The sequence below is a fragment of the Effusibacillus consociatus genome (assembly GCF_042652925.1).
GTDB classification, from domain to species: domain Bacteria; phylum Bacillota; class Bacilli; order Tumebacillales; family Effusibacillaceae; genus Effusibacillus; species Effusibacillus consociatus.
In genome coordinates, this window is sequence record NZ_JBHSHC010000073.1 from 1 (window position 1) to 7,807 (window position 7,807).

General features: G+C 39.5%; 7 protein-coding genes. 6 read left to right on the forward strand and 1 reads right to left on the reverse strand.

What is annotated here, in order from left to right; genetic code table 11:
* The first annotated feature begins 291 nt into the window (after positions 1–291).
* Entirely contained in the window at positions 292–1,227 is a 936-nt protein-coding gene (locus ACFO8Q_RS09310) for an FkbM family methyltransferase (RefSeq protein WP_380025498.1), read from the forward strand.
* Here ACFO8Q_RS09310 and ACFO8Q_RS09315 read toward each other — a convergent pair.
* On the reverse strand, positions 1,212–1,901 hold the full coding sequence (locus ACFO8Q_RS09315) for a glycosyltransferase family 2 protein (RefSeq protein WP_380025499.1): 690 nt from the start codon (positions 1,899–1,901) through the stop codon (positions 1,212–1,214). The genes ACFO8Q_RS09310 and ACFO8Q_RS09315 overlap by 16 nt on opposite strands.
* 152 nt (positions 1,902–2,053) lie before the next feature.
* On the opposite strand from ACFO8Q_RS09315, the gene ACFO8Q_RS09320 reads away from it, so the two are divergent.
* The 5 genes from ACFO8Q_RS09320 to ACFO8Q_RS09340 all read left to right on the forward strand — a co-directional run bounded on the left by ACFO8Q_RS09320 (position 2,054) and on the right by ACFO8Q_RS09340 (position 7,754).
* Positions 2,054–3,349, forward strand: coding sequence for a glycosyltransferase (locus ACFO8Q_RS09320; RefSeq protein WP_380025500.1), 1,296 nt, complete (start codon positions 2,054–2,056; stop codon positions 3,347–3,349).
* Positions 3,350–3,460: 111 nt separating this feature from the next.
* On the forward strand, positions 3,461–5,443 hold the full coding sequence (locus ACFO8Q_RS09325; protein ID WP_380025501.1) for a glycosyltransferase: 1,983 nt from the start codon (positions 3,461–3,463) through the stop codon (positions 5,441–5,443).
* Positions 5,444–5,498: 55 nt separating this feature from the next.
* The gene (locus tag ACFO8Q_RS09330; RefSeq protein WP_380025502.1) at positions 5,499–6,374 is read left to right on the forward strand and encodes a class I SAM-dependent methyltransferase; all 876 of its coding nucleotides are present in this window, start codon (positions 5,499–5,501) and stop codon (positions 6,372–6,374) included.
* 1 nt (position 6,375) lies between these two features.
* Positions 6,376–7,425, forward strand: a complete 1,050-nt coding sequence (locus tag ACFO8Q_RS09335; RefSeq protein WP_380025503.1) for a glycosyltransferase family 4 protein — start codon at positions 6,376–6,378, stop codon at positions 7,423–7,425.
* A 5-nt stretch (positions 7,426–7,430) separates the two neighbouring features.
* Complete coding sequence (locus tag ACFO8Q_RS09340; RefSeq protein WP_380025504.1) at positions 7,431–7,754, forward strand: adenylyl-sulfate kinase; 324 nt, start codon at positions 7,431–7,433, stop codon at positions 7,752–7,754.
* Positions 7,755–7,807: the final 53 nt, after the last annotated feature.

Below are 7,807 nucleotides of genomic sequence, written 5' to 3' on the forward strand. Positions count from 1 at the left end.
CATCAAAAAGTCAAGGACTGGGCGCAGGAACATAACATTGAATTGATTTTCACACCTACAAACGCTTCATCGTGAAATCGAATTGAATGTCATTTTGGTCCACTTCGTAAATTCGTCCTCTGCGGAAGCAACTACGAGGATCATAAAGAGTTAGCCACGGCTATTCGTAAGTATCTTTGCTGGCGAAACAAGAATAAACGTCACGCCCAAATTTTAAGAGAGCAAAAGAAGATCAAGGTTGCCTGAAGGGGCACTAGGTATCAAGCCTGAATATTAAGGAGAGGGTTAATTGTGTTCCCTTTTGTTGAGACCGACGTATTGCTTAATGATGTTAAAATGACAATGCTGACACATTCTCAAGACGGAGTGATTGGTGTAATATTAAGAAATTCGCAAAATGTAAGGGACGGAATCTTAGATTATTTACAAAATACGATTAAGCCAGGAAGTCATGTTCTTGACGCCGGTGCAAATATTGGCTCAACAGCTATTTTTCTTGCTAAGGTTCAGCCTACAGCAACAATCTATTGTTTTGAACCTGACCCGCTCAATTATGCGCTTTTGAATATTAATATTTCACTTAATAATGTAGAAAATATCTATACATTCAATTGTGCCTTGGGAAGAGAGCATAAATTTGTTGATTTTTTTATGAATTTCCATAATTTTGGGGATCATCGTAGTACAAAGCCAAAAAACACCGGATCTGACGCAGGTAGTTTCAAACGCTTACCATACCGAATTCCTATGGTGAATCCCGTTGATTTTTTAAAACAATGTTTGGGTGATCATGCCCCCTTATATTTTGACTTATTAAAAATCGACACCCAAGGAGCAGATTTTGACATTCTCGATGCATGTTTGCCGCTAATAAGAGATGATTCAATAATAGTAGCAGAATATTCGCCTTATCATCTTTATCTAAATGGAACGCAGAAGGAAGATATAGCAAACATTGTTACATCATTTTCTAACAAAGAAATTATTAATCCGACCCACAATCCACATCGAACTGCAAATATAAACTTGCAACAATTATTGTTATTTTATGAAGAAAATTACAGAGAACTGAGAACTCATTGTGATATTGTGTTGAAGAATTATACAAAAAAAAGAGCAGCAATGATAATATTGACGAAATATAATCGAAATATGGTGCAAGTAAACAGAAAGAACCTGATTGATTTCAGGTTTTTCTGTTTGTTTTTACTTTACACCCTTGGATGAGGGCCCCATTTTTGACTGTAAAGTTCTGCGTTTTTTCTGCCAGAATCAGTCTCATCATGATTCTTTCTTGTTCCCATTGCAGGATGCCAAACAACACTTGCCTTGGTTATCATTACCTCATATCCTTCGTCAAGAACCCTGTTGTTGTAATCCCAATCCTCATAACCCCCGCATTGAATAAATCTCTCATCAAACAATCCTACTTTTTCAATTACTTCTCTTGGCATAATCCAAGGACAAGCATTTCCCGGATAGGATATGCCTTGATGTTGTGCCATAAATTCTTCTGCGAATTTCGGATCATCTGGTCCGAACATATGAAGGCTTACAGGAGCCAATTTTCCGATACGATTGTTTTGTCTTAAATGTTCGAGCAATTGTTCCAGCCAATTAAAATAAAAAGTCATATCGTTGTGTATCCATCCGATATATCGTATGTGAGGATCAGAAAGAAAATATCGCAATCCTTGATTTAATGCCGCTGATAGACTGATAGGCTGTGGGTTTTCAATAAAGTAATAACCTTTCTGTTTTAGATAAGGAATGGTTCCGTCCGTGGAAGCATTGTCTACGATTACAAATTTGAAAGGAATGTTTGTATTGTTTTCAAGGCTTTCCAATGTTTTTTTTGTATCTTCAAGCTGATTGTATGTGGTTAGCATGAGACCAACCATTCACAGTCCTCCTTGCGGATCTTGTTTTTCATTGTTTTATTTTATGCCGGTGATGAAAAGGGGGTGTACTCTTGGGGTGATTTTGATCTGCATGACCAGTTTCGATAAACTGATTTTTTTCATAAACATATATAAGGAAAGAGGGTGATTCTGTGGAAACACCTCCCAAAATCAGCGCTATGTACTATGTAAAAAATGAAGAGGAGTTTGCTCCGTATTCGATCCTTTCAATCTATAATGTGGTGGATGAAATTGTGGTGGTTGACAATGGGTCCACGGACCGTACACGAGAACGCTTGAGCGAATTTGATAAGGTGTGCTGGTTTGAATATCAAACGGAAGATTTCTCGGAACTAGCCAATTTTGCTCTGTCTAAGTGCAGGGGAGACTGGATTTTAAAGATAGATGGAGACGAAGTTTTTTATCGGGACATAGAAGAGGTTCTGCCTGTGCTTACCGAATACGATCAAATTGACGCATATACCTGTCGTTTTTTTCATCTTAATTTCGGTTTGGATTCCATGCAGAATGTGAGTGATGATGATGGCCGTTTCCAACGGATTTTTCTGTTTCAAAACCGGCCTGGACGAAAATTTATAAACCCCTTACATGAATCGTTAATCGGATTAGGACCTGCTATTGCTGATTCGGGATTGCATTATGTTCATTACGGATACACGAAACCGATGGAATTTATTCTGGATAAGTTAAAACAATATGCAAGTAAAATGGGGGACCCTTACTTTTACGAAGGCAGAACAGCAAACCATCTGTTGGAACAGGCGGAAAGAACGCCCTTTCCATATGAGCATCCTGAAGTAATAAAAGAGTATATCAAACAAAAAGGGTATAGCGGAGGAACTCCAAAGCCTCCCAAGGACATGCAACAGTTAAGGCACTATTTGGATCACATCGTAGCCTCCAAACATACGAAAGTCGAAGAGAAACAGGAGAAGCAGGGGAATTCTTTGGAAATCGGTGCCTTGCCCAATTGTATTAGCCCGGGATTTGAACATTTGGATCTCCGCCCGTTGCCTTATGTGGATATTGTTGGAGATATCCGAAATATCCCTGTGGAAGATAACACCTATGAACAGGTAATTGTTCCAGGATACTTGCTGGAACATCTGCCCTATCACGATATCGGAAAAGCTCTTCGGGAATGTTTCAGAATAACCAAAGAGGGCGGGAAAGTCTATGTCCGAATTTATGACGGCCTGAAAATAGCAGAAGCGTATGCGGCAGGGGAGATTAATAACGAAAGTTTTAACAAGCTGCTTTTCGGAGGCGACCGAGAGGGATGGGAAAGGCATCGTTGTGTTCTTGATAGAGTGATATTGCGAAAAATGATGGAAATGACCGGATTGAAAGTAGATATGGAATATAACCAGCACTGGATCATCGAACTTGGTGGAACAAAGTATACCCATTTTTCCGAACTTGGATAATTGAACCCGATTCTCTCTTTTTATAGATGCATATTAGTAATATATGAGGCAAGCAGTCTTGCTATAGCAAATCGGGAACGAATGCAGCACATCCAAGCGGGGGTAAGCAGAATGGATCTCAGAGATCTTCTTAAAGGGTTGGCGAAGGTCAAACTAAATATATTTCTTAATAATCCAACATCAATTGTTGAGTTTCCTATATTTGATCTTCCCAAAATTTCTATAATCCTGGTGCTTTACAATAAAGCAGAACTCACTTACCAATGTCTGGAAACCATTAAGGCACACGCTGATGTTCCTTACGAGATTATCATTGTTGACAATAATTCAAGTGATGCAACATCAGAGCTGTTAGGAAAAATAAAAAACACGATAATTATAAAAAACAGAGAAAATATTGGTTTTTTGAAAGGGAGTAATCAAGGAGCTAAACTTGCCCGGGGAGAATGGCTCCTATTTTTGAATAATGACACTCAAATAACGCCTTCATTGTTATCAATACTTATACAAACAGCAGAGAAAACCGAGCATTGCGGTGCTGTCGGAGGAAAATTGATCTTTCCCGATGGAAAACTGCAGGAAGCGGGAAGTATTATATGGAACGATGGTTCTTGCTCAGGTTACGGCAGGGGAGACGATCCTTTTAAACCTGAGTATTCGTATGTAAAAGAGGTTGATTTCTGCTCGGCTGCCTGTCTGTTAATAAAGAACGCGATTTTCAAAGAGGCGGGAATGTTTGATGAAATCTACCATCCCGGTTACTATGAAGAAACTGATTTGTGCATGAAAATTCGCGAATTGGGGTACAAGGTGATCTATCAACCTTCTGCTGTTGTAATCCACTATGAGTTTGGAAGCAGTTCGCTGAGTGAAGCAATGAAGCAGCAGAGCAAGAATAAGGAAATTTTTGCTAAGAAGTGGCAACATCATCTAAATGAGTTGTTTCCGCCCCTCCCGGCAAACATTCTGTATGCAAGGGAGTTCCGGCGTGTTGAAAAATATAACCTCCTTGTAATTGATGATCGTATACCGATTCCCGAACTCGGCCGCGGTTATCCGAGAAGTTTGAGACTTTTAAAAGGTTTGGCAGAGGCAAATTATCGAGTTGCTTTATTTCCACTGCAGTTTCCGGAAAAGGTCGAACCCTATGCACATGATTTACAGCAAATCGGAGTAGAAGTGATATTTAATTCCGGGAATGAAAAGCTAAATTTTAGCAAGTTTATTAAGGAGAGATATCACTATTACGATCTTATTTTAATCAGTCGACCTCATAATATGAGAGAAGTCATTGATGTGATAAAAAAACTGGATCAAAATCAAAAGATCATTTATGATGCAGAAGCCCTTTTTTCGGCCAGAGATATTCTTAAATTAGAATTAAAAGGACATAATTTGTCGGAACAAATGAAGAACCTGATGATTCGTGATGAGATTAATTTAATGAAGAATGCTGACTTAACAATTACAGTGTCAGAACGGGAGAAACAAATTATCGAGAGCTTCGATGTGAAAAAGGTTAAAGTTGTGAGTCATCAGGTTGATATTCATGCCACCCCAAAATCTTTCGACCAAAGGAAAGATATTCTTTTTGTCGGAGGATTTACACCTGAATCTCCCAATGAAGATGCAATGCTGTATTTTGTAAATCAAGTCTATTCTCAGGTCTACAAAGAACTGGGTGCAAAACTTTGGATTGTCGGATCCAATTTTTCGGAACCGATCAAAAATTTAGACTCCCCAAATATAATCGTGACTGGAACGGTTCATAACTTATGGGATTATTATAATAACTGCAGAGTGTTTGTTGTTCCTACAAGATATGCGGCTGGAATATCTTTGAAACTGCTGGAATGTTTATCCCATGGTTTACCCGCCGTAGTAACTCCTTTAATCGCCCAGCAATTAGGAATAAATAAGGATATAGTATTACTCGGAAACGGGCCTCTAGATTTCGCGAATAAAATAGTTAAATGCTATACAAAAAAAAGAACATGGAACCGTTTAAGAAAAAATAGCTTGAAATATATTGCAAACGAATACAATTCAGAGGTATTCAAACAACAGATACTTGGATTGGAAGAAATCACCTGAATCCGTATGTCAACCACGTGGAAGCAAGATGAAGTCGATAAGGGGTTGAATGGAAATGACGGATCCTTTTTCATTACATGACGGTCGAGTGAATATTCGAAAAATTACAGAAGAAATTCGCCGTCACCGACAAGCGCTTAATGAGATGACAATCACACTTGAAAAATTAATGGCGCAAAATGCCAAGCTCTCTGACGAAAATTCGCGCCTACAGGTTACAATTGCACAGATTCAAAATATGTTGGATCGGCAAAACAAGAAACTGGAAATTAATTATTTTGACTTTCAGATGAAGTATCGTGGAGCAAGGGATGAGATTAAAAAACGGCAATCTATTTATCTTGATTATTTCGCCGGGAAAACGAATGTGCTGGATTTAGGGTGCGGTCGGGGAGAATTTATCGAGCTGCTGATTGACAATAATGTTTCCGCAACAGGTGTTGATTTGGATCAGGAAATGGTAACTTTTTGCAAAGAGCAGGGTTTGCCTGTTGTCCTTGCCGATATATTTGAGTATTTGGAGGGAGTACCGGATCAATCTGTGGGCGGTGTTTTTCTTGGACAGGTGATCGAGCACCTTTCGGCAGCCCGGTTTGTGGAATTGGTAAAACTCTGCCATCGTAAGTTAACCCCTGGAGCTTATTTTATTGCGGAAACACCCAACCCTGAATGTGTATTAATCTTTGCACATAGTTTTTATATTGATCTTACTCACGTGAAACCGATTCATTCATTAGCTGCACAATTTGTTCTAGAGTCTAATGACTTCAAGGATGTTAAGGTGGTTTACTCATCGCCGTTGCCGGATGAATATCATCTTCCAAAGGATATTGAAAGCTCAGGTCTCAACTCAAAAACCGTCGCTGTTTTAGAGAAATGGAACCGGGTGTTGTTCGGATGCCAAGATTATGCAATCATCGGTAGGAAGTAGTATGCGGATTGCAATAGCTACTGTCCAGGTTCCTTTTGAATTCGGCGGTGCTGAATTCTTGGCCGTCAATCTGAAAAAACAATTAACGGACCGGGGGCATGAAGCGGAAATTGTTACCATTCCATTCAAATGGTATCCTTCGGAAAGCCTCATTAACAGCATTCGAATTGCAAGATTACTGGATTTATCGGAAATGAAAGGAAAACCGATTGACCTGCTTATCGGCCTTAAGTTTCCGATTTACTATGCAAAGCATGAAAATAAGGTCCTTTGGCTGCTGCATCAGCATCGGGAAGCTTATGAATTGTGGGGAACTGAGTATGATGGTCTGAACAAGATACCGGGCGGCAACAAGTTGCGTAAACTAATCATGAGTTATGATACCCAATATATTACTGAATGCAAAAAAGTCTATACAATCTCAGCGACGGTATCGGAAAGATTGAAGAGATATAACGGTATTGACTCAACCCCGCTTTATCATCCTCCCTTCGGTGCAGAAAAATTCCGTTCTGAAGATGTTGGGGATTATGTTTTTTGTCCCGGGAGATTGGAAGAATTAAAGCGGCAGCATATTTTAGTGGAAGCTCTGAGACATACGAAGACACCGGTTAAAGTTTTACTAGCGGGAAAAGGGAAACAACACTATAGAGACAGACTTCGTTCGTTGATTGAAACCTACTCACTCCATGAAAAAGTTCATCTGCTGGGGTGGATTCCGGAAGAACAAAAAATTCATTATTACGCCAACGCTTTAGCTGTTTACTATGGTCCATATCAAGAGGACTATGGATATGTTACAATGGAGGCTTTCTTGTCAGGGAAACCGGTTTTAACACATGTTGACTCGGGGGGGCCTCTTGAATTTGTTACAGATAATGACAATGGTTTTGTCTTGGAGGCCGACCCGATCGCTGTAGCAGAAAAATTGGATTTTTTATATAAAAATAAAGAGATTGCGAAAAACATGGGCATGAACGGGATGAGTTTGATAAAAGGTTTAAATATGAATTGGGAGTTTGTTATCGAGAAGCTGACAAAATCAAATTAGCTATTATGAATCGGTCGAAGGAGGCGGAAAAAATTCAAAAAGGCGTTACCGTCTGGTTTACTGGTCTATCTGGAGCCGGAAAGACGACACTAAATCGTTTGGTTGAGTCGGAGCTTAGGAAAAATGGGATTCGTGTTGAAGCACTTGATGGGGACGTGGTTCGTCAGTATTTGACTGCTGATCTTGGATTTTCGAAACCGGACCGGCAAAAAAACATTGAGCGAGTGGCCTTTGTAGCAAAACTTCTGACGCGTAACGATGTTATCGTTTTGGCTTCTTTCATATCTCCTTATCAGCAAATGCGGGATTATTTGTATACGGTAACCTAAAAATACGCCACACCGCTCATTGAAACTTCCCCCACCCTGACCGATAATCCTCA